Annotated in this window: 21 protein-coding genes; 13 read left to right on the plus strand and 8 right to left on the minus strand. The window is 30.5% G+C overall.

What is annotated here, in order from left to right; translation table 11 throughout:
- Positions 1-46 precede the first annotated feature (46 nt).
- The 12 genes from ACWJJ2_RS15930 to ACWJJ2_RS15985 all read left to right on the plus strand — a co-directional run bounded on the left by ACWJJ2_RS15930 (position 47) and on the right by ACWJJ2_RS15985 (position 13,741).
- Positions 47-739, plus strand: a complete 693-nt coding sequence (locus ACWJJ2_RS15930; RefSeq protein WP_462953499.1) for a YveK family protein — start codon at positions 47-49, stop codon at positions 737-739.
- Positions 740-787: 48 nt separating this feature from the next.
- A complete protein-coding gene (locus tag ACWJJ2_RS15935) occupies positions 788-1,489 on the plus strand; it encodes a CpsD/CapB family tyrosine-protein kinase (RefSeq protein WP_462953500.1) in 702 nt (233 codons plus the stop codon).
- Between the two features lie 286 nt (positions 1,490-1,775).
- On the plus strand, positions 1,776-2,993 hold the full coding sequence (locus ACWJJ2_RS15940) for a DegT/DnrJ/EryC1/StrS family aminotransferase (RefSeq protein WP_462953501.1): 1,218 nt from the start codon (positions 1,776-1,778) through the stop codon (positions 2,991-2,993).
- Positions 2,994-3,045: 52 nt separating this feature from the next.
- Entirely contained in the window at positions 3,046-4,443 is a 1,398-nt protein-coding gene (locus ACWJJ2_RS15945; protein WP_462953502.1) for a GNAT family N-acetyltransferase, read from the plus strand.
- 82 nt (positions 4,444-4,525) lie between these two features.
- Positions 4,526-5,743, plus strand: a complete 1,218-nt coding sequence (locus tag ACWJJ2_RS15950) for a glycosyltransferase family 4 protein (protein WP_462953503.1) — start codon at positions 4,526-4,528, stop codon at positions 5,741-5,743.
- Positions 5,744-5,823: 80 nt separating this feature from the next.
- A complete protein-coding gene (locus tag ACWJJ2_RS15955; protein ID WP_216303887.1) occupies positions 5,824-6,909 on the plus strand; it encodes a glycosyltransferase family protein in 1,086 nt (361 codons plus the stop codon).
- Position 6,910: 1 nt separating this feature from the next.
- Positions 6,911-8,386 carry a hypothetical protein gene (locus ACWJJ2_RS15960; protein ID WP_216303886.1) on the plus strand — a complete coding sequence of 492 codons (1,476 nt, stop codon included), beginning with the start codon at positions 6,911-6,913 and terminating at the stop codon, positions 8,384-8,386.
- Entirely contained in the window at positions 8,383-9,489 is a 1,107-nt protein-coding gene (locus ACWJJ2_RS15965) for a glycosyltransferase family protein (RefSeq protein ID WP_462953504.1), read from the plus strand. Before ACWJJ2_RS15960 ends, ACWJJ2_RS15965 begins: the two co-directional genes overlap by 4 nt.
- 1 nt (position 9,490) lies before the next feature.
- On the plus strand, positions 9,491-10,771 hold the full coding sequence (locus tag ACWJJ2_RS15970; protein ID WP_216303884.1) for a lipopolysaccharide biosynthesis protein: 1,281 nt from the start codon (positions 9,491-9,493) through the stop codon (positions 10,769-10,771).
- Positions 10,758-11,984: a nucleotide sugar dehydrogenase gene (locus tag ACWJJ2_RS15975; RefSeq protein WP_462953505.1), complete on the plus strand. Its 1,227-nt coding sequence runs from the start codon at positions 10,758-10,760 to the stop codon at positions 11,982-11,984. The genes ACWJJ2_RS15970 and ACWJJ2_RS15975 overlap by 14 nt, the downstream gene beginning before the upstream one ends.
- A gap of 18 nt (positions 11,985-12,002) precedes the next feature.
- A complete protein-coding gene (gene wecB, locus ACWJJ2_RS15980) occupies positions 12,003-13,151 on the plus strand; it encodes a non-hydrolyzing UDP-N-acetylglucosamine 2-epimerase (protein WP_462953506.1) in 1,149 nt (382 codons plus the stop codon).
- Positions 13,152-13,240: 89 nt separating this feature from the next.
- Positions 13,241-13,741 carry a VanZ family protein gene (locus ACWJJ2_RS15985; protein ID WP_462953507.1) on the plus strand — a complete coding sequence of 167 codons (501 nt, stop codon included), beginning with the start codon at positions 13,241-13,243 and terminating at the stop codon, positions 13,739-13,741.
- A gap of 135 nt (positions 13,742-13,876) precedes the next feature.
- Here ACWJJ2_RS15985 and ACWJJ2_RS15990 read toward each other — a convergent pair whose 3' ends face one another.
- From ACWJJ2_RS15990 to ACWJJ2_RS16025, 8 genes are all read right to left on the minus strand, one after another.
- Positions 13,877-14,113, minus strand: a complete 237-nt coding sequence (locus ACWJJ2_RS15990; protein ID WP_220319832.1) for a DUF2922 domain-containing protein — start codon at positions 14,111-14,113, stop codon at positions 13,877-13,879.
- Between the two features lie 60 nt (positions 14,114-14,173).
- Positions 14,174-14,398, minus strand: a complete 225-nt coding sequence (locus ACWJJ2_RS15995) for a DUF1659 domain-containing protein (protein WP_165413853.1) — start codon at positions 14,396-14,398, stop codon at positions 14,174-14,176.
- 193 nt (positions 14,399-14,591) lie between these two features.
- The gene (locus tag ACWJJ2_RS16000) at positions 14,592-14,720 is read right to left on the minus strand and encodes a YvrJ family protein (RefSeq protein WP_216303880.1); all 129 of its coding nucleotides are present in this window, start codon (positions 14,718-14,720) and stop codon (positions 14,592-14,594) included.
- Between the two features lie 74 nt (positions 14,721-14,794).
- Positions 14,795-16,630: a group II intron reverse transcriptase/maturase gene (gene ltrA / locus ACWJJ2_RS16005; protein ID WP_462953508.1), complete on the minus strand. Its 1,836-nt coding sequence runs from the start codon at positions 16,628-16,630 to the stop codon at positions 14,795-14,797.
- 154 nt (positions 16,631-16,784) lie between these two features.
- A complete protein-coding gene (gene ltrA / locus ACWJJ2_RS16010) occupies positions 16,785-18,602 on the minus strand; it encodes a group II intron reverse transcriptase/maturase (RefSeq protein ID WP_258876409.1) in 1,818 nt (605 codons plus the stop codon).
- A 203-nt stretch (positions 18,603-18,805) separates the two neighbouring features.
- Positions 18,806-18,964: a hypothetical protein gene (locus ACWJJ2_RS16015; RefSeq protein ID WP_462953509.1), complete on the minus strand. Its 159-nt coding sequence runs from the start codon at positions 18,962-18,964 to the stop codon at positions 18,806-18,808.
- Positions 18,965-20,227: 1,263 nt separating this feature from the next.
- Positions 20,228-20,464, minus strand: coding sequence for a DUF2922 domain-containing protein (locus ACWJJ2_RS16020; RefSeq protein WP_220319832.1), 237 nt, complete (start codon positions 20,462-20,464; stop codon positions 20,228-20,230).
- 55 nt (positions 20,465-20,519) lie between these two features.
- Positions 20,520-20,744: a DUF1659 domain-containing protein gene (locus ACWJJ2_RS16025; protein ID WP_216303881.1), complete on the minus strand. Its 225-nt coding sequence runs from the start codon at positions 20,742-20,744 to the stop codon at positions 20,520-20,522.
- Between the two features lie 645 nt (positions 20,745-21,389).
- Here ACWJJ2_RS16025 and ACWJJ2_RS16030 point away from each other — a divergent pair.
- Positions 21,390-22,058, plus strand: coding sequence for a sugar transferase (locus ACWJJ2_RS16030; RefSeq protein ID WP_462953510.1), 669 nt, complete (start codon positions 21,390-21,392; stop codon positions 22,056-22,058).
- Positions 22,059-22,109 lie beyond the last annotated feature (51 nt).

Raw genomic sequence — 22,109 nt, forward strand, 5'->3', positions numbered from 1 at the left:
AATGTATACTTTTTGTTTTTTAGTAATTTACTGGGAGGAAAGATGAGTGGATCAAGAAATGGATATTAGTCTTAAAGAAATGTTTATAATACTAAAAGAAAGGTTATGGTTAATAGTTTCTATAACTGTAGTGGCCATTATAATAGCAGGTATAATGAGCTTTTATATTATTAAACCAACTTATGAGGCAAAAACAAGTGTAATAATAGGAAAGCCACAAAGTACTGCTAGCGGGTCTACACAATACAATGATGTAAAGATGTATCAAGATTTAGTTGAAACCTATAGTAAAATTGCTCAATCTGAATTAGTAGCACAGGGAGCTTTGGACGAACTAAAGGGTAATTTAACTCTAAACCAGATCAAAGATAGCATAACTGTTACTCCCCAAACTGGAACTCAAATTCTAATAATTAGTGCTAAGAGTAAAAGCCCTCAAGAGGCCCTTAAAGTTATAAATGCGATTTCAACTTCTTTTATAGAATCCTCAAAAAAGGTTTATCCTATAGGTGGAGAGATACAGGTAATGGATAAGGCAAATATGCCAACCAATCCTATTAGCCCTAATAAAGTAAGAAACATGGCGATCGGATTTTTAATAGGATTAATAATTTCCGTGGGACTTGTGTTCATACTCGAATACTCTGATAACACTATAAAGACCGAAAGTGATGTGGAAATATATATAGGATTACCGATTTTAGGAGTAATACCTAAAATGACAGCATATATAAAATAGGAAGGTATTAACAGCACCATAGGTGATGATATTACAGCACCACAGGTGATGATTAACGCGTTTACTCAAAAAAAATTAGTAAAGGTAGTGAAATATATGAAAGGATTAGGCTTAATAGCATTTAAAAGACCTAATATACCAATCGCAGAGGCGTATAGAACTCTTAGGACTAATATCCAATTCTCTTCTTTTGATAAAAAGATTAAAACCTTGCTGGTAACTAGTTCAGGACCAGGAGAGGGGAAAACTACTACTGCTTCAAATCTAGCAATAGTTATGGCCCAAGGTGGAAGTAAGACTTTATTAATAGATTGTGATCAAAGAAAGCCAAATGTACATATGGTTTTCGGGTGTTCTAACGCAGAGGGCTTGTCTAATATTTTGGTAGATAAAAATGAAGTAGACATAAATAAATGTATTCAGAAAACTGAAATAACAAACCTTTATATTTTAGCTTCAGGCACAAAGCTTCCAAACCCAGCGGAACTTTTAGGATCTGCAAAAATGAAAGATTTTATTGAGGAATTAAAGGAAATATATGACTTTATAATATTAGATACTCCTCCAATAATATTAGTTACGGATGCACAGATTCTAGCTCAGTATACGGATGGCTGTCTGTTAGTTATTTCTTCAGGGGAAGCGGAACGAGATTCAGTTATTAAATCTAAAGGACTCCTTGAGAAGGTTAATGCAAAAATATTAGGAGTAGTAATTAATAAATTAGATCTAAAAAAGAGTGGCTATTAACACTTTCAATATTAATACAGCGATAATAGCAAAGGAAAGAGCAGTAGAAAAAAATCAAAAAGATAAATACCACAAAATAGATAGAATTTGCGAACTGCAGCAAATTCTATCTATTTATTTTTTTGTGATGCATTGCGGATCAAATGTAAGTTTTTGGAACACAATTAAAGAAAATTACATACAATATGAAATATACAACATAAAACAACTTATATATTGGTGCTTCAATCTGAAGCATATGTGAGTAAAATAGAGTATAAATCTTTAAAATAAGAGGGGGATAAATATGAAAATACCATTTTCGCCACCAGACATTTCAGAAATTGAAATCAATGAAGTTATAGATACATTGAAATCAGGGTGGATAACAACAGGGCCAAAAACAAAATTGTTTGAAAAAAAAATGGCAGAGTATATGAACACCTCAAAAGTGGTATGCCTAAATTCAGATACAGCAAGCATGGAAATGACACTTAGGGTTTTAGGGGTAGGAAAAGGAGATGAAGTCATTACGTCTGCTTATACATATACCGCCTCAGCAAGCGTTATCGATCATGTAGGATCTAAAATTATCCTTGTGGATACTGCAAAGAACTCTTTTCAAATGGATTATGAGCAATTAGAAAAAGCAATAACAGAAAAAACAAAGGTAATCATTCCAGTAGATATTGGAGGGGTGATGTGTGATTATGATAAGATATTTGAAATAGTTAATAGAAAAAAGGAACTTTATAGACCAGCGAATGACATTCAGAAGGCATTTGGTAGAGTGGTAGTATTAGCTGATTCAGCCCATGCATTTGGTGCTTCATATAAAGGAAAACGAAGTGGAGAGGTAGCAGATTTTACATGCTTCTCATTTCATGCAGTAAAAAATTTAACCACAGGCGAGGGTGGTGCAGTTACATGGCGTGATATTCATGAGATTGATAATGAAGAAATTTATAGACAATATATGCTCCTTTCTCTTCATGGTCAGTCGAAGGATGCACTGGCAAAAACAAAGGTCGGCTCATGGGAATATGACATTATTTATCCTGCTTACAAGTGCAATATGACTGATATAATCGCAGCTTTGGGATTAGCACAGCTTGGGAGATACAACGGTATTTTGGAAAGAAGAAAACAGATTATTGAAATGTATGATAAAGCATTAAATGAATGTAATGTTGAAACTATGAAGCATTATGGAGAAGGGTTTTCATCAAGTGGTCATTTATACTTGGTAAGGCTCATTGGTAAAGATGAAGCGTATAGAAATAGAATAATAGAAAAAATGGCACAAAAGGATATTGCAACAAATGTACACTATAAACCATTGCCGATGCATACAGCATATAAGAGGTTGGGATTCGATATAATAGATTATCCGAATGCTTTTGACATGTATAAAAATGAGATTACATTGCCATTATATCAGCGATTAACGAACGAACAGGTCGAGTATGTGGTGGAGAGCTTAAAAGAAATTATGACGGGTGAGGTAGCACCTAGTTTATCATAGTTTGACATCAATTATAAGACGATCTTTAATATTGTATGTGAGGGGAAAAGGAATGTATGAAAGGATTTTTAAGAGAATAATTGATTTCTTATTAGCATTAATAATATTACCTGCATTTTTGATATTTTATATAGTAATAGGTTTATTTATTAAATTAGAAGACGTAGGACCAATAATATATACTCAGAAAAGGTTAGGGAAGAATGGTAAAATATTTAATATTAAAAAGTTTAGATCTATGAAAATAAATGCGCCGGATATAAGGAATAATGACGGTTCAACATTTAATTCAGTTGATGATCCTAGACTTACGAAGATTGGTAAGGTCATAAGGAAGCTAAGCATAGATGAGATACCACAAATAATTAATATTTTAATGGGGGATATGAGCTTTATTGGACCAAGGCCAGATTTGGAAGATCATTTTAGTTTATACACAAAGGATGAAAAGAATAAATTAAATGTTTTACCAGGTGTTACCGGATATAACCAAGTTTATCATAGAAATTCTATTGAGTGGAAAGAAAGGATACAGAATGATTTGTATTATGTAAATAATGTATCATTTGTACTTGATTTAAAAATATTTATTAAAACAATAGTTGTTATATTATTAAAGCGGGGGATATATAATTGTGAACAGCTCAGAAAAGAAGAGATGAAAATGAACAAACTTCATTATAAATTTTTAGAATGGGATACTAATTACTTTGGGGTTAATAGTGGAAGAGTAACTTTAGATGAAACAATAGGGAGCAAAGAGTGGAACATAATAAGCAAAGTATTAAAAAAAAATGAGTTTAATGTCATAGATAATGTAAATAATGATTCGATTAACAATTTATATATATCCAAATTATCAGGTGCATTTGTAACCGATATAAATTTCCAGTTCACTAAAGAAATAAATGTAGCTATAAAACATGCTAATAAATTCGATATAGCTATTCAAAATAAGTTGCCGGTTAACAACGAAATACTAGAAATAAGTAAAAATTCCTATAAGCATTCTAGATTTTTCAATGATCCATATTTAAATAAAGCCAAAGCTAAAAATGTTTATGGGCAGTGGGTTCAATCATCTTTCTTAAATGAAAATAAATATTTTATAAATTGTTATATGGATTCAAAAGTAGCTGGATATATATTATTTTCATTAGAGCATAAAACTAATACCGCAATAATAGAATTAATTTCAGTTAAAGAAGGCATGCAAAATGGATTTATAGGTAAAGAGATGATGATATATTTAGAAAAATATATATATGATAACCATAAGGATATTAAAGATATAAGAGTTGGTACACAAAGTAACAATATAAATGCTATTAATTTTTATGTGAGAAATGGTTTTAGAGTTAAGGAGATTAGATCGGTTTATCATTATTGGCCTAATAAGGATATGGGATTTGAATTCATGGACGAAGCAGTGGCTTCTTTGAATAGATAAATTGAAAAGCAGATGATTCATAATAAAAAGGACATAACTCTAAATGCATAAGCTTGTTGTGACTAGCTAAAAGGGGGAAGCGATGAAAAAGATATTGTTTATATGTACGGAAGGATTTGACACACCAGGTCCATCTAACCATTTAGTTAGTTCATTAATAGAAGACTTACTCGATAGTGGATTTAGTATTCATTTAATACAGAGTAGAAGAAAAAAAATTAATAGTGAAATACCAGATACATTGAAAAATAAACGTAATCTTGAAATGACTGTTATTAACAGGAAGATAATTAATAAAAATTCCTTTATTCATAGGTATTTTGAGGAGGCTTTATATGCTTTCAAATGTTTTAAAATATGGATAAAGATGAAAGATATTGATGAAGTCTTTGTTCAGTCTTGCCCCACAGTAGTGTTTTCAATTGTTCTTTTGAAATTATTTATGAGAAAACCTATATTATATAGTGTGCAAGACATGTTTCCAGGTAGTGCTGTTAGTAGTGGTGTTATAAACAATAGATTTATTAAATGGGTATTTTATAAAATTCAAAAAGTAGCGTACAAAAATAGTGATATATTAACAGTTATTTCTGAAGACATGAAAATGAAAGTGGTGGAGCAGGGGGTTCCACCTAAGAAAATTTTTTCAATAGTAAACTGGTTTGATGATCGAACAGTACATGAAGTTCTATGGGAAGATAATCGTTTTGTTAAGAAATATAATCTTCAAAAGAATAAGTTTTATGTACAATATGCAGGAACAATGGGATATGTATTTGATTACAAAATGGTTTTAAATGTTGCGGATTTACTCAAAGGTTACAAAGATATAGAGTTTCAGATGATAGGCCAAGGTAGTAAGAGGGCTGCTTTTATAGGAGAAAAAGAAAAACGTGGGTTAGATAATATAGTTTTTTATCCACTCGAACCACAGGATATGGTTTCAGATGTCTATAGCACCTGCTCGATTTGCTTAATTCCTTTGAAGAAAGGAATCATTGGAAACTCTGTGCCAAGTAAGGCTGGATTGCTTATGGCATGTAGCAGGACTATTGTGAATTCGGTGGATGATGACTCTGATTATTATAAGATGTTCAATGAAAATGAAATGGGGATCTCAGCTCCAAACGATGATCCTAAAGCAGTGGCAGATGCAATTTTTGATTTATATAAAAATAAAGAAAAGCGTGAAAGTTTGGCTGAAATTGGACATGAATTTGGGAAGAAGTATTATGGGAGAAATACGAATACCCTTAAATTTATTGAGTTATTTTCAGGAAAGATTACTGAAAAATTTTAAATACTGATATTAGAGAAATTAGGTGAAGACTTAAATCTTACAAAAATATATATATAAATATTATATGGAGGAACATATACATGAAAAAGATATGCATTTTGAGTACAGTAAATTTAAAACATATGACATTAGTTAGTTTGTATACTGAATTTTTAGATAAAAACAATATACCCTATGATTTAATCTATATTGATAAGTATAATGCTGAAGAAAATAATAATGCAACAAATGTATACAAATATGATTTAAATATAGAGCGTAAATGGTCCTTTTTTAGAAAATTAATTAGTTATTGGGGTTTTAAAAAATTTGCAAAAGAGATATTATTGGAAAACAAATATGACTTTATTATATCTTGGAATATATTTACGGCCTTTATGTTTTCAAATATTTTAAAAAAGCATTTTAATAAAAAATATTGTTTAAATATTAGAGATATCTACTTTCAAGATAATCCCATAGTAAAGTTTAAACTAAAAAGTGCAGTATATTCATCAGCGTTTTCTACTTTGTCATCCGAAGGATTTAAAAGATATTTACCTGAGTTCGACTATGTAATAATACATAGCATGAATATGAAAGTCTTGGCTGATTCTACTCCTCATACAAAATTAAAAGACGCGGAAGGTCCAATCAATATTACTTATATTGGATATATGAGTTTATATGATAATTGCTATAGATTGATTGATTACCTGGGCAATGATAGTAGATTTAAACTTAATTTTTATGGAGAAGGTTCTGAACTTATTGTAAATTACGCTAAAGAAAAAAAAATAAATAATGTATTTTGTTCTGGAAGATTTGAACCTTATGAGACAGCTGGATTAATTCAAGATGCAGATATTATTTACAATTTATATGGAGTAGGAGAGGTTAATTTGGATACTGCATTATCCATTAAATTGTATTATGCAACTTATCTTAATGTTCCTATTTTAGTATTCAAAAACACATATATGGAAGAAATATCATGTAAATATGGTTTTGGGTATGCTATAGAAAAAGATGGCTTTAATAATTTAGGTGATAATTTGTATAATTGGTATCGTAAGCTAAATCAAGACGAAATTCATGAGAACTGTGAAGAGTTCAAAAAAGTTATATTAAAAGGTCATAAAAAGCTAGATTTATTAATGAATAAGCTTTTCATAGAGGAAGATTAAAATGAAAAAATTTCTAATAAATTTTACAATTATTATAAGCTCTATAAGTGGAGTTCTTATTTGTATATTACCCAAAAACTCAGTTGCTGATGGATATCAATTATTGTGGATACATCCACTAACGTTCCTAATTGTATTTATTTTGATTTTTTCAAATTTAATTAGATATAAAAAATTTAAAATAACAGTTTATTTTACGATATTGTTATCATGGATAAGATGTGTATTAATACCAATTGTCAGTTCTTTATCGGGTGTATATAATGGTATTTCATATATGAAAACTTTTACTGGGTCCATTGAATTAGCTATATGGCTCGTGCCGTATGAGTTAATTATTACTAGCTTTTTCTTATGGATTATGGTGTTATCTAATAAAGTTCCATTAAGACCAAATGATGAACTTAAATTAAAGGGAAATAAATATATTTATCTAATATTCATATTCATAGCTTTAAGTTTGTATTTATTAATTGGTCGAAACTTGAATATAATCAAATTGTTCTTCATTTCGACTGAAAAAACGGAAGCATTTGTTGATATTACAAGCACCCCCATTCTATTATTAAGATATATTATAAAAAGTGGTGTGATATTCTTTTTTGTTTGGAGTGTAAGTTACTGTAAAAATAGATATGAATCAAAAGGAAAAAAACGGTATGTCTATTATGCAATAATTGTTGGAATTATTAATGTGGGGATTATTATCGGAGGTAGAAGATCTGAACAATTATATACTTGTTTAGTAGTAATATTTATTTTGACTAGAGCTTTTAAAAAATATAGAAAGAGAATAATTACTTATATAGTAATAACTGCAATATCAGTTGCTTTTGTTATGACTATATATAAACAATTTTCTGTAGCTTATTATGGTTCATATACAGCTGCACTGAATGCAAATAATGTAAATTTAGAATTTATCTCTAAAAACTTGCAAGCTTATTTCTTTGGAACACAAAATCTAGCAGTCACAATTGAATTAAAAAAGGTAACGGATTTAAATATAATGAATATGTTTTATGATTTTGGGCGTTCAATATTTGGTGTTAGTTTTTTATTGAAAAACAAAATGATGATGACAACAGAGTACTTTAACACATTTATTTATGGAGTAAGTAAAGCGAACGGTCATGTTATCTCTGGCTTAGGTTATGGCTATATTTATTTTGGAGCGTTATTTTCACCAATAATTGCATGCTTAAATATATTTATTTCAATTAAATTAGAAAAATATTTTAATAAAACAAATTCATATGAAATGACTTATATCGTTGGATATATTTTAATTAGATTTGTTACTAATATTTATGCTAACACACCGCCTCTAATTAGCCTCTCTACCATTATGCTTTTTACTGCAGGTTTAATATACTTTGTAGCAAAGTTATTTAAGAATAATTCTAATCGAATAACGTTAACAATTAGAGACGAATGCTCAAAGTGCATAAAGACTATTGGGGGATTTAATAAATGAATATATTATTAATTTCATATGGAATAAAAGAGTATGATGGTCGACTCACAGAAATATATAATGTGGCAAAAAAAATAGGTGACGTTACATTAGTATGCTGTGGTAATAGTAAGTGTAGTAATGTTAAAGAAAACATAGTGAATATAAATAAATCAAAATATTTGAGTTTGCGCTTGTATATTTCTTTTCTATTCACTTGTTTGAAATCTGCAAAGGAAATTGAAAATATTGATATTTTATTTTCCGATAACCTTTTTGCATCTATACCTGCTTTAATAATTAGAAAACTGTTTAAACCAAAATTTATAGTGCAAGATGTTAGAGAACTTTATTTTTATAAAGATATAAAAAACATATCTGGCAGACTATTTTGTAAATTTGAGACTGCTCTAATGAAGAAATCTGATGTGGTATTATGTGCTAATGATTATCGGTCGAAAATTATGTTTGAACAATATAAATTAAAAACATTTCCACTAGTCTTTGAAAATATTAGATTTCTAACAGGACAGTATGATAAAAAAGCATTAGATGAAAAATATAGTAATTGCTTTAAATATAAAGTAAATATCGTAAGTACTGGAGGAACATCAGTTTTGAGAACTACAGATAAACTTGTTTCTGCTATGGCAAAACTTCCAAACGATTATGGATTATATATTATTGGAGATGGAACTGATGAAGATAAGCGAATTATACAATACATTATTGATACAAATAATCTGACTAATGTAATGTTAATCAGTAAAGTCCCTTTACCAGAACTAAGATATATTGTTCAAAGATGCGATATTGGTATAGTCAGCTATCATAAAAACGACTTGAATAACAAGTATTGTGCTTCAGGAAAAGTATATGAATATCTAGCTGAAGGGCTGCCAATTGTAACGACTGAAAACTTACCGCTAAAGGATTTTTGTGCAAAGTACGGTATAGGAGAGTCTGATGATTGTTTTTATAAAGGGATTGTTAAAGTAAGCAACAATATGGGTGATTATAAAGAACGGGTTGAATCTTATGTTTCAAGTATCTCTGTCGACAAGCATAACTCAAAAATAGCCTGTGAAATACTGAAAATTATTAATAGTGAGGTTATTACTTAAAATGAAAAAGCTTTGGAATAGATTTAAAGCGAATAAATTTTTACTATCTTTTTCTATGTTGGCAAGTGGATCTTTAATAGCGCAAGTTATTTCTATAATTGTATCTCCAATTACAACTAGGCTGTTTACACCGCAACAGTTGGGAGCCTATACAGTGGTAGCAACTGCTGTATCATTGTTTGGGCCTGTTATCTGTTTGAAATATGATATGGCCATTGTTGTAGCAAAAACTGAAAAAGATACTTATTCTGTTATGAAACTATGTCTATTTCTTTTTATACCATTAAGCGTAATTATTGGAATTGTTTATGGAATGGTTTTTATGGGAAGTGACTATTCTGGTTTTTCATTGTGGATGTGTATTTGCGCAATAACTGTTTTGCTAGCAGCATATGGATTAAATAATATTCTACTTGCGCACAACAACAAGAATTCATTATATAAATTGATTTCATCAGTTACGGTGATTAAATCAGGAGTTAACAATACTTTGCTGGTTATAAGTGGTTTGTTTAATGTTGGAATACCGGGTTTAATCTGTTCTCAAATAGTAAGTTCATTTGTCGGTTTAGGCCGTCAGTCAAAAGATATTCGAAAGAAAATGGGAGAATTTAAAAAAATTGATTTTGAGGCAATTAAAAAATCTTTTTTAAAACATAGAAAACAACCTATCTACAATGCATCTTCTGCATTAATAACTACTTCAATATATTCTAGCATTAATCTTTTTATTAAAAGTGTTTATTCTACAGAACAGTTAGGATTATATTCATTATCATATCGTGTTTTGGGTATCCCCTTTTCTGTAATTAGTGCTAATATCGCAAGGGTATTTTTCGATAGCGCAGTTAAAGAAATAATGGAATGTGGAAATTATAAAAGAACATTCAGAAAAACAATAATAGTGTTATCAATCATTATTATTCCTATGATTATGCTGATGGCTATATTAGCGCCTTGGATATTTTCTTTGTTTTTTGGAGCGGAGTGGGAAACAGCCGGGAAGTATGTGAGATTACTTGCACCAATGTTTTGTTTAAGGCTTATTGCAGAATCACTCACAACAAGTTTTATTGTATCAAATAAGCAACATATTGAGTTGATTTTACAAAGTATATTGCTTGTGGGAGAATTTGCTGTATATTTAATTTCCTATTTTAGAAACTTACCAATCGAGCAGTTCTTACTATTGATTTCATTACTATATATGATTATGCATAGTAATATGATTATTGTTATGTATAAATTGAGTAAGGAGAGTGACAATCATGTCAAAAATTAATATAATTGGATTAGGCTATATAGGATTACCAACAGCTTTAATGTTTGCTAAAAATGGGGCGAACATAATAGGGACAGATTATAATAAAGAGTTGGTAAAAACTTTAAGTGAAGGGAGACTTACTTTTGAAGAAAAGGGCTTAGGGCAGTTATTTGATGACGCATTAATAAATGGCATCAAGTTTACCACTGAATATATCAAAACAGATACTTATATAATTGCTGTTGCTACACCATACATCAAAGAAAGTAAAAAGATTGACCCTAAATATGTTATTTCAGCAGTAAATAATGTGTTAGATGTTTGTGAAAAAGGTTCGATAATAATTATTGAGTCTACGATATCGCCGAGATCAATTGATAAGTATGTTCGTCCTGAAATTGAAAAGAGAAGACTTGTAATCGGAAAAGATGTTCACTTAGTTCATGCTCCTGAAAGAATTATACCTGGAAACATGATTCATGAACTTGAATTTAATTCAAGAACAATTGGTGCTGATACTAAGGAAATCGGTGAAAAAATAAAATTATTATATTCTAGTTTTTGTAAATCCGAAATAATAGTTACAGACATCAGAACGGCTGAGATGTCCAAGGTCGTTGAAAATACGTATCGTGATATAAATATTGCCTTCGCAAATGAACTTACTAAAATTTGCAGAGTAGACAATATGGATGTTTATGAAATTATTAAAACTGCCAACATGCACCCAAGGGTAAACATTTTACAACCAGGACCGGGTGTAGGTGGTCACTGCATATCAGTTGACCCATGGTTCTTAGTGGGGGATTATCCTGATTTAACAAGCTTAATTCTATCTGCAAGAAAGATTAATGATTCTATGCCAACTCATGTGTTAGGTAGAATTAGAGACATAATGAGAGAATATGGTATTAAGGATATTTCAAAAGTTGGTTTATATGGATTGACATATAAAGAAAATGTTGATGATACAAGAGAGAGTCCAACATTACAACTTTTAGAGAAAATGGATGAGCATTTAGCATTCGGTATAAAAGTATTTGATCCATTTGTTAAAACTCGAATTGTTGATCATCAGTTTATGGACTTTGAAGATTTTATTAATGAAATAGAAATATTGGTTATTATGGTAGCTCATAATCATATTGTGGATAATATGAAATTAATCAAGAATAAGTTAGTTCTTGATACTAAAAATATTTGTGTTTTTGATAATGCTTATAAATTATAGAAAGATGTGGTGATGTTCTTGAATAAAATCAAAATATTAAGTATATTTGGGACGAGACCAGAAGCTGTCAAGATGGCACCGCTGGTTAAAGAATTAGAAAGATACTCTGAAATAGAAAGCTACGTGTGTGTGACAGCTCAGCATAGAGAGATGCTTGATCAAGTGTTGGAAATATTTGATATAAAACCAGATTATGACTTAGATATTATGAAACAAAGGCAAACGTTAACTACAATAACCAGCGATGCGCTTAATGGATTAAATGAAGTTATCCTAGAACTTAAACCAGAAATTGTTCTGGTTCATGGTGACACTTCAACAACTTTTGCAGGAGCATTAGCAGCATTTTATAACAAAGTGCCTGTAGGTCATGTTGAAGCTGGACTTAGAACTTTTGATAAGTATTCACCATTTCCAGAGGAAATGAATAGAAAACTAACTGGGAGTATAGCTGAGATGCATTTTGCACCTACAAAAACAAATAAGTTAAATCTGTTAAGTGAAGGCATTAATAAGGATATTTATTTAACAGGCAATACTGTTATTGATGCAATCAAACATACTGTAAGAAAAGACTATAAATTTAAAAATAGAATACTTAAAAAAATTGATTTTAATTCAAGTAAATATATTGTTGTTACGGCTCATAGACGAGAAAATCTCGGAGAACCTTTAGAAAATATCTGCAATGCTATCAAAAGATTAGCTGAAGATCATAGGGATGTATCATTTATTTATCCTGTTCATTTGAATCCAGCAGTTAGAGAAACTGTTAATTCGATTATTGGAAATAAGGATAGAATTTATTTGATTGATCCAATTGATGTTCAAGACATGCATAACTTGATAGATAGAAGCTATATGGTTATGACGGACTCAGGAGGTTTACAAGAAGAAGCTCCAGCTTTAGGGAAACCAGTATTAGTTTTAAGGACAGAGACCGAAAGACCAGAGGCTTCTGAAGCTGGTACTGTTAAATTAGCTGGAATTATTGAAGATGATATCTATAATATGGCCAATGAGTTAATTTTAAATAAAGCAGAATATCAAAAAATGGCTAAAGCTATTAATCCATATGGAGATGGAAGAGCATCGGAGAGAATAGTGGCAGCGATACTTTATAGATTTGGATTAGGAGTTAAGTCGGAAGAGTTTTGCGAATATTAAATTCATAGCCGCTATTAAATGTTAAAATTAGAAGGATTATATTAAAGCATGATATAATATATTTTATTGGAAGATTGGATGGTGATATATTGAAAAAACTAAGTATTGTATTATGCTTATTATGGATGGGATTAATATTTTATAATTCTTCTAAACCTGGTTCATCGTCAAATTTGCGAAGTTATGAAATTGTTCAATCTATAAGAAACAATAAGAATGCTTTGGAGGGTAAAAATAATTTAACTAAGGCGAAACCCAGCGTGTTACCTAAAAGTTTAAGAGATAAAAAAATAAATATACTTATTAGAAAAAATGCACATGCAATTGAGTATGGTATATTAGCAGTGTTTGTTGCAAATTTTTTATTTTTATTTGAACTTAAAGGACGGGATGCTTTATTTTGTATAATGTTTATATGCTTATTTTATGCAGTAACTGATGAATACCATCAAATGTTTGTTTTAGGTAGGGGCTCATCAGTAAGCGATGTGTTAATAGACTTCGGAGGTTCTTTAATAGGCTTGGGATTTTTTTATCTAGCATATTATAAGATATATGCTAGATATTCGATTAAAAAAAACGCTCACTAGTTTTTTTATAGTATGGAACTCTAACCTGTGGAACAATAGCTTCATATAAAACATGCAAAAAAGCACCTATAGATCAAGCACTTTTTTCAAAGTGGCTGTTCTATAGATACCAGTTTAGTGCGAGAAACTATCTTTCTAAGCTACTTCAATTTCATTAGTATCAGTAGTAACTACTTTAGCATCTTTCTTGCCTGTTAAGCTACCACTCGCTGATGCAAAAATGTTCTTTGCAATAACTAAATCCATAAGAGCATTTACCTCAGCTTCTTTTATAGTCGGCACTCCCTTTTCATCAGCTTTAATGTCATCTACGGTTAAAGTAAAATATTTACCTTCTATTGATGTTAAAAATCTCATAACTAATTTATGCATATGTCTTTTCCTCCTTTTAATTATTTAATTTAATTTAACTCTAAATTTTAAGTTGAAAAACTATTCCATAACTAAGCTAAATTGGTCTTGTCTGTCTAGTGTAAATAATGGATAAGTTTTAATGTTAGATATAGCTTTTCCTATTGCAAAAATATCCTCATCCTCTGCAGTAACTTTTAAATTACCTAGTGTTTTTGTTGCAAATTTGTCGTTGCCATCGATGTCGACCCCCACTTTCATAGTGAGTTTTAGTGCGCTTGATACCTTTGTAGATACAACTGCCATGTTGATCACTCCTTCCTTTTATTTTGCTTTCACAAAATATATATGCTGCACTGAAATTTTGTGCGGAGGTTTGAAAAATTTATATGGCAATCTATTATATGACACCACAATTTCTTAAAGTTTGTTATGAACAGGGAGAGATTTTAGAGTAGAAGAAATAAAAAAATAAGAATACCAATCTATAATGGTACCCTTATTTTTCAGATTTTCCTATAACGGTGGATATAACTATAGTTAAACCCGCGATAGATTTATTGAGGTCCTCAATTTTCTTCTCAAATCTAACCAATAGGAATAGGTAAGGCTTTGAGATTATCTCCACCTTTTCCCCTCCTTCACACCGTGCATGAGATTTTCAAGCTCACACGGCGTTCCAACATTTTGTATTTTATTCTATTAAATAACTGAATTTCCTACTAACTTTCTTAGAGAATTAATGTATTTCAATCCTTTAGCATTCAAATCCAACTCATTCACATATTTATTAATTGTTTCCACTGTTGAACAGTGGACTAATTTATGTGCTTCATGACTTAACCACACTAGATTCTTATATTCATCTGTACCATTATCACTTTTCTGTTTTTTATGATGGCACTCCATGTTACCTATTATCAGTCTTTTACCCGTTACATAGCAATTACCCTTTTGTCCAATCATTAGGGATATACGATTATCATTAAACTCAACACTATTTTTAATATCTATATTTATCAAAAGATACTTAATAAGAGTATTAAATCCTTTTAGTTTACTATGTATTAGCTCCCTTCCTTTTGGGGTATAATTACAGATGCTCTGAGTAAGGCTTGTGGCATTTTTGGTCCTCACAAAACTTATAGGGAAGATTGTCACATCTCTAATTGAATGGGTTTTACCTTTGTAATCTCCATATAATTTTTCATAACTTTTGGATTTTTTATGCTTATTACTCATTAACCCTCTTAGTCTTATATTCAAGGTTTTTCTTACTAAGAAATTTATTTCACCAAAATCTATACTAACCCTCGTTGCTATTTTATAGTAGTTATGGATACCTAGTATTATTGCATTTAATTTACATACTTCTTTAGGTGTCGGTTTTTTCTGTATTTTTCTTATTTGCTTTTTTAACTTATTTATAGTATTGATTTTTGCTTTATCACACATGTTACTTTGACAAACAAATTTCTTGTTCTTTGGTTTAACCATTAACTTAAAGCCTAAAAACTCTGTATGATTTTTTCTAAGATTGGTTATTTTAGATTTTTCCATACTTATGTCTAATCCTAATCTTTTTTTAAGCCATTTCTTAGTTGCAATAAAAATGATTTGTGCAGTTTTTATGTCCTTACAAAAAATCTTAAAATCATCCGCATATCTCACTAGCCAAAGTTCCTTTAGTTTAGTGGTTCTCATTGCCGTATATTTATGACTAACATCTATTTGACCGGATTTTCTATAACTTCTGTAGTCATGAGAAGTTTCAAATGTTTCCCATTGAGAACTTATCCACCAATCTAATTCATTCAACACAATATTGGATAGTAATGGACTAATAATCCCGCCTTGAGGCGTTCCTTTATATGGAATACCTATACCTTCTATCTTTGATTTAAGGATTTTTTCCACTATGCTTAATAAATTTTTATCTTGTATTCCCAAATTCCACATTTGCTTTTTTAATTTGCTATAATTAACATTATCAAAGAAACCGCTAATATCTATGTCAACCACATAATGTAGTTTACATTGGTTCATCAAGAACATACTTCTAGCTATCGCATGTTGGGTTGACCTATTCGGTCTAAATCCATAACTATGATTGTGGAATTTAACTTCGCATATTGGTTCTAATACTTGTTTTATACATTGCTGAATTATTCTATCATCAATACAAGGTATTCCTAGTGGTCTTGTTTTTCCATTAGCTTTTGGAATCTCAACTCTTCTTACACTCTTAGGTTGATAGTTATTGAACTTATCTTGAATATGTTTTACATATTTTTCTATACCCATATTCTTGATATAATAAATGTTTAGTTTATCAGTACCAGCAGTTATAGATCCTTTGTTTTTCTTAACGTTTCTATAGGCTAATAAAATATTTTGCTCAGATGCTATATATTGCATCAACTTAGTAAATTTTTTACCTTTACTACTATCTTCATATAAGCTATCGAATGTGTTTTGCATAGTGTAGTACTCATTATTTCTTAGTATCTGTCTTTTCTCTAGAATGCTTTCCTTCAAGTCTACTACTTCCTCCTTTGTATAAATACAAATTTAGGTTCATATCTATAGTGATAGGTAAATCTTTGAAGTTATCTCCAACTTTTCCCCCACCTCACACCGTACGTGAGAGTTTCCAGCTCATACGGCGTTCCAACAATTTGTTTTTATTTAATTAAATAACTGAATTTCCTACTTGCTTTCTTAGAGAATTAATTCGCTTTAACCCTTTTTCATCAAGGGACAATAAACCTAGATATTTTTCAATAGTTGTGGGTAGTGTGCAATGTATTAATTTATGTGCACTCATTTTTAACCATACAAGATTTTTATATTCATCCATTCCGCCTAATTGTTTAGGCATCTTGTGGTGACATTCCATATTTCCAATTTCTAGTGGCTCACCAGTAACGTAACACATGCCTTGTTGTCCTGCTATAAGTGAAATACTATTATCACTCAATTCAGTTGTCTGACTTTCGTGTACAGTGCTCAAATAGTATTTTATTAGTTTAATGCTACTACCTTTAAGTTGTACATGGATTGCCTTTCTTCCTTTTTCAGTATAATTGCATTTCACTTGATTAAAACATAATGCGACTTTAGTTCTACAACCATAGATTGGAAATATAGTCATTCCTTGTATCGTTCTTATTTTACCTTTATATTGACCGTATAACCGTTTATAGGTTTCCGAAAGTTTCGGTTTATCCGATATATAATTCCTTAATCGTATTTCTAAGGTTTTTGTAACTAAGAAGTTAATGTAACCAAAATTCTTTACAACATTGGTAGCACACCTGTAGTAGTTGTGACTTCCTAATATTATGGAGTTTAACTTTGATATTTCTTTTGCAATACATTTTTTTTGTGCTATTTTAATTTGTTCTTTTAACTTATTAATAGTCTTTTGAACAGATTTATCACACATTCTACTTTGACATACATACTTATTCTTTTTAGGTTTAACCATTAGTTTAAAACCTAAAAACTCTGTATAATTCTTTCTTAGATTAGTTATCTTAGATTTATCAGGACTAATTTCTAACCCTAATCTTTCTTCTAACCATTTTCTTGTAGCATTATAGATTTTTTGAGCAGTTTTAGCATCTCTGCAAAATATTTTAAAATCATCTGCATATCTTACGAACCAAATTTCTTTTAAATTAGTTTTCTTTTGGGCATTATATCTGTGTTCAGGTTTAGAGTATTTATGTTTTGTCACAAATGTTTCCCATTGAGAACTTATCCACCAATCAAGTTCATTTAATACCACATTGGCTAATAATGGACTAATTATGCCCCCTTGAGGCGTTCCTTTTGTCGGTATTCCAATTCCTTGTATTTCTGATTTAAGAATTTTACCAATGATGCTTATGAGGTTTTTATCTTGTATTCCCATATTCCATAGTTGCTTTTTTAGTTTACTATGGTTTACGTTATCAAAGAAGCCTTTTACATCTACATCTACAACGTAGTGTAATTTAGCTTGATTCATTAAACTCATACATCTTGCAATAGCATGTTCTGTTGACCTATTCGGTCTAAAACCATAACTATGTTTGTGAAATTTAGCTTCACATATTGGTTCAATTATTTGTTTAATACATTGTTGCATTATTCTATCATCTATACATGGTATTCCTAGAGGTCTAGTTTTACCATTTGGTTTTGGAATATCTACTCTGCGAACACTTTTGGGAAAATAATTTTTGAATTTATTTTGTATATATTTCACAAATTCATCATTATCCATTTCCTTAAAGAAATCTATATTAAGTTTATCCGTTCCAACTGTTGCTGAACCTTTATTTTTCTTAATATTTCTATATGCTAGTAAAATATTTTCTTTAGACGTTATATACTGCATCAAGTTTGTAAATTTATTTTTACTACAAGCTTTCTTATACAATTCGTCAAGTATTGGTTGCATTGCGTAATATTCATTATTTCTTAGTTTTTGCTTTTTCTCTAATTTTAAGCTTTCCTTCAAGTCTATTACTTCCTCCTTTGTTTGCACAATTTCGGTTTCATATCTCTTCTTCTTACTCGAACCTTGAAATTATTCAGTATTTAATTTTTAATCAACATTTTGTCTAGTGGCTATTGCTAGAACATCATTACAATATTCATCTTTGCTTTATGCCACCACTTTCGCTTGGATTAAGATAAGTTATACTTACGTTTTCCTTATCACTACTTCATTGGTAGTAAAACCTCCGTATTCCAAGTTTCCCTTGTTCCATTATTACTATCTTTACATATATCCTTAGGTAATCGGTATGAGCCTGTAAGCTTGATAATGCCTATAACATTATATGGACTTTCATAACTAAAAGTTTTACTTATCCACACTTACTACACTTATGTGTTATACTCATTTCTAAGTATCGTAAGTTAAGACCCTTACCTTCCCGATTTCGTCAGTTCCTTATGGAACATCCTAACCATAGATATTTTATAGACACTGGCTCTATCACTACTCGACCACCTCTGGTTCGCATTTCGTGTAGGGATTATTTTTCTTCTACTTACGGTAGCTCTCAAGCATTTTAACGAGCTTATAACATTTTACTATTTATTTAGCTAAACGCTATTCGTATACCTTTGTGAAGGCATTTCAAGGCGTTACCCTATCATTCTACCTATCGTAATAACAGTTCTAATTTCCAAGTTTTAATTGGCTGATTAGGCTAGTTTTGTAGTAAACCCACGCTTACTTTTGTCTAGCAACAAGTCGCACCTTAGTCTTACCCGAACCTTGAATTATTCAGTATTTAATTTTCAAATAACAAATTGTCTAGTGCCTATCCCTCCACCCCTTATTATCAAGGTTTTATCGGTACTGTGGCACCACTTTACTGAGATAAAAATAAGTTGTACAGCTTTATGCTGTTTTCCTTATTACTACTTCAAAGACGGTAAAATCTCCGTATTCTCAGCTTACCTTGTTCCATTATCATTATCTTTGCATATATCCTTAGGTCATTGGATTAAGCCTATAAGCTTGATAGTGCCTTTAACACTATAAGGATTTTCATAACCTATAATTTTACTAGTCCTCACTTATCCCACTGTAGTGGTATACCCAGTTATGAGTATTCATATTTTAGACCTGTACATTCCCAATTTTGTCAGATACTTAGTATCATACTAACCATAGATATTTTATAGACCCCCGGCCTATTTAGTACTCGACCACCTCTGGTTCGCTATTCCTCAACATCCTATCGGATTTGTTAGGGTACTATCTCAGCCGACTTCAACGAGCTTTTAACCCTTTAGTATTCACCTACTAAAACGCTAATCGTAGTTTTAGGGAGGCATTTCAAGGCGTTACCCTATCATTCTACCTATCATGATAATAGTTCTAATTTATTTCTAAATTAGGCTAGTTTTGTTCTGAACCCTCGCTCAGTATTGTCTAGCAACAAGTCGCACATAAATATATACTCACACTTATAGGGAAGCCAACTGTATTAACCAGTTTAATAAATGCATCATACATAGTGCATTACCTCCCTCACCGCTATAGATAATATATATGCTTTATCTAATTGTTTTCTATAGGTTTCTTAAATATATTTGTAAGCTTTTTCACCTCAGGTGATAATTTTACTATGCTACTTCAATTTCATTAGTATCAGTAGTAACTACTTTAGCATCTTTCTTGCCTGTTAAGCTGCCACTGGCTGATGCAAAAATGTTCTTTGCAATAACTAGATCCATAAGAGCATTTACCTCAGCTTCTTTTATAGTTGGCACTCCCTTTTCATCAGCTTTAATGTCATCTACGGTTAAAGTGAAATATTTACCTTCTATTGATGTTAAAAATCTCATAACTAATTTATGCATATGTCTTTTCCTCCTTTTAATTATTTAATTTAACTCTAAATTTTAAGTTGAAAAACTATTCCATAACCAAGCTAAATTGGTCTTGTCTGTCTAGTGTAAATAATGGATAAGTTTTAATGTTAGATATTGCTTTTCCTATTGCAAAAATGTCCTCATCCACTGCAGTAACTTTTAAATTACCTAGTGTTTTTGTTGCGAATTTGTCATTACCATCGATATCGACCCCTACTTTCATAGTGAGTTTTAGTGCGCTTGATACCTTTGTAGATACAACTGCCATGTTGATCACTCCTTCCTTTTATTTTATTTTCACTAAATATATATGCTGCTCTGAAATTTTGTGCGGAGTTTTGAAAAATAATATATAAGAGCTAAGAAAGAACAAGGCAACAACGTTTTAGGATGAATCTATATGAAAGCTAATAAGAATGCTAGGATTTTATCAAAAGTCTTAGCATTCTTGTTTTATTGTGAAAATAATGGGGAAAACAGTGTGAATTTTATGGTATAATCAATTATGTGGTTAAATTAGATTTAAATGTATAAAATTGTATGTTAATAGGGGATTTAATCATATAAAAGAAATGATAATAAATTGACCGGTTTTTTACAATATATAAAGTGAAAGGATTATAAAATAATGTATAAGGTCGATAGATGTAGAATGAAAAACCATTGATATACAACGATTTAAAGGTAATTTCGTTTTTCAAAAACTGTAAAATAAGTAATGATTTGATGTATTTCGGAGTATGCGAACAGTAAATCAATGAAGTGGTGAGTTTAAAATTTGACATAAAACTTACAAAGTTATACAATAAGGTGCGGTACATTTTGTAGAAATTGGAAGAATTCTAATTGGCAATTTGCTTGTTATTTGGGGAGATAGAAATTTTGGGAAAATAAAATGGGGGTGGGAACATAAATGCAAGAATTAGAAAGAAATTCAAAAGTTACACAGGCGGAGATTGTCCGCGAGTATGACAAAAGCGTAGGATATTTTATAATTAAAAGAATAATTGATATTATAGGTGCTTTATGTGGGGTAATACTTCTAAGCCCAGTGATGATTATTGTTGGCATTTGGATAAAACTCGATTCAAAGGGACCTGTTTTTTTTGGTCAGTGTAGAGTTGGACAAGATGGTACGCAATTTAAAATGTATAAGTTTAGATCTATGTGCATGGATGCAGAATGTCTTTTGGACAAGCTCAAAACAAAAAATGAAATGTCAGGACCTATGTTTAAGATGAAAGAAGATCCAAGAGTAACTAAAATAGGAAGCTTTATAAGAAAGACAAGTATAGATGAGTTACCTCAGCTATTTAATATATTAAAGGGAGACATGTCACTTGTGGGACCGAGACCAAGCCTGCCAAAAGAAGTAACACAGTTTACATCTTTCCAAAAACTAAGGTTAATTGCAAAACCAGGGCTAACCTGCTATTGGCAGGTTAGGGGTAGAAGTGATATTAGCTTTAAAGAGTGGATGGAAATGGATGTTGAGTATATAGAAGAAAGAAATACATGGATAGATATAAGTCTTATCTTCAAAACGGTGGGAGTGCTGTTTGGGGATGAGGGGGCAAGGTAAGGATTAGTTGAGAATTGAAAGTGATAATATGATTTGTTAGTAGACAGTCAA

The organism is Clostridium sp. CM039, assembly GCF_055081075.1.